Source organism: Mycobacterium sp. IDUB_9, assembly GCF_055419505.1.
In genome coordinates this window covers 1-1707 of the sequence record NZ_JBVAXU010000014.1, presented here as the reverse complement: position 1 = coordinate 1707, position 1707 = coordinate 1, and the positions used below count along the sequence as shown (strand labels likewise).

The window sequence follows — 1707 nt, the reverse complement described above, 5'->3', positions numbered from 1 at the left end:
GTGGTGCTCCTTAGAAAGGAGGTGATCCAGCCGCACCTTCCGGTACGGCTACCTTGTTACGACTTCGTCCCAATCGCCGATCCCACCTTCGACGGCTCCCTCCCACAAGGGGTTAGGCCACCGGCTTCGGGTGTTACCGACTTTCATGACGTGACGGGCGGTGTGTACAAGGCCCGGGAACGTATTCACCGCAGCGTTGCTGATCTGCGATTACTAGCGACTCCGACTTCACGGGGTCGAGTTGCAGACCCCGATCCGAACTGAGACCGGCTTTGAAAGGATTCGCTCCACCTCACGGCATCGCAGCCCTTTGTACCGGCCATTGTAGCATGTGTGAAGCCCTGGACATAAGGGGCATGATGACTTGACGTCATCCCCACCTTCCTCCGAGTTGACCCCGGCAGTCTCTCACGAGTCCCCACCATTACGTGCTGGCAACATGAGACAAGGGTTGCGCTCGTTGCGGGACTTAACCCAACATCTCACGACACGAGCTGACGACAGCCATGCACCACCTGCACACAGGCCACAAGGGAACCAATATCTCTACTGGCGTCCTGTGCATGTCAAACCCAGGTAAGGTTCTTCGCGTTGCATCGAATTAATCCACATGCTCCGCCGCTTGTGCGGGCCCCCGTCAATTTCTTTGAGTTTTAGCCTTGCGGCCGTACTCCCCAGGCGGGGTACTTAATGCGTTAGCTACGGCACGGATCCCAAGGAAGGAAACCCACACCTAGTACCCACCGTTTACGGCGTGGACTACCAGGGTATCTAATCCTGTTCGCTCCCCACGCTTTCGCTCCTCAGCGTCAGTTACTGCCCAGAGACCCGCCTTCGCCACCGGTGTTCCTCCTGATATCTGCGCATTCCACCGCTACACCAGGAATTCCAGTCTCCCCTGCAGTACTCTAGTCTGCCCGTATCGCCCGCACGCCCACAGTTAAGCTGTGAGTTTTCACGAACAACGCGACAAACCACCTACGAGCTCTTTACGCCCAGTAATTCCGGACAACGCTCGGACCCTACGTATTACCGCGGCTGCTGGCACGTAGTTGGCCGGTCCTTCTTCTATAGGTACCGTCACTTGCGCTTCGTCCCTATTGAAAGAGGTTTACAACCCGAAGGCCGTCATCCCTCACGCGGCGTCGCTGCATCAGGCTTGCGCCCATTGTGCAATATTCCCCACTGCTGCCTCCCGTAGGAGTCTGGGCCGTATCTCAGTCCCAGTGTGGCCGGTCACCCTCTCAGGCCGGCTACCCGTCGTCGCCTTGGTAGGCCATTACCCCACCAACAAGCTGATAGGCCGCGGGCCCATCCCACACCGCAAAAGCTTTCCACCACACACCAGGAAGTGCGCGGTCATATTCGGTATTAGACCCAGTTTCCCAGGCTTATCCCAAAGTGCAGGGCAGATCACCCACGTGTTACTCACCCGTTCGCCACTCGAGTACCCCGAAGGGCCTTTCCGTTCGACTTGCATGTGTTAAGCACGCCGCCAGCGTTCGTCCTGAGCCAGAATCAAACTCTCCAAACAAAAACTTCCCATCCAAAGACAGGCAGAATTCGAATCAGAAAAATCCGATCAAAACAAAAGACACCAACAAACTGGCATCAAAAAACAACAACCACACCCTAAACGGGAAAAAGAATGTGGCCAAAAACAACAAACAAAAACCACCAAACACACTATTGAGTTCTCAAACAACA

The 1707-nt window shown here is 55.6% G+C and carries 1 rRNA gene; it reads right to left on the bottom strand.

Annotated features, from left to right (window positions below):
• Nucleotides 1–14: 14 nt before the first annotated feature.
• A 16S ribosomal RNA gene (locus ACZY08_RS29650) occupies nt 15–1534 on the bottom strand.
• Between the last annotated feature and the right edge of the window lie 173 nt (nt 1535–1707).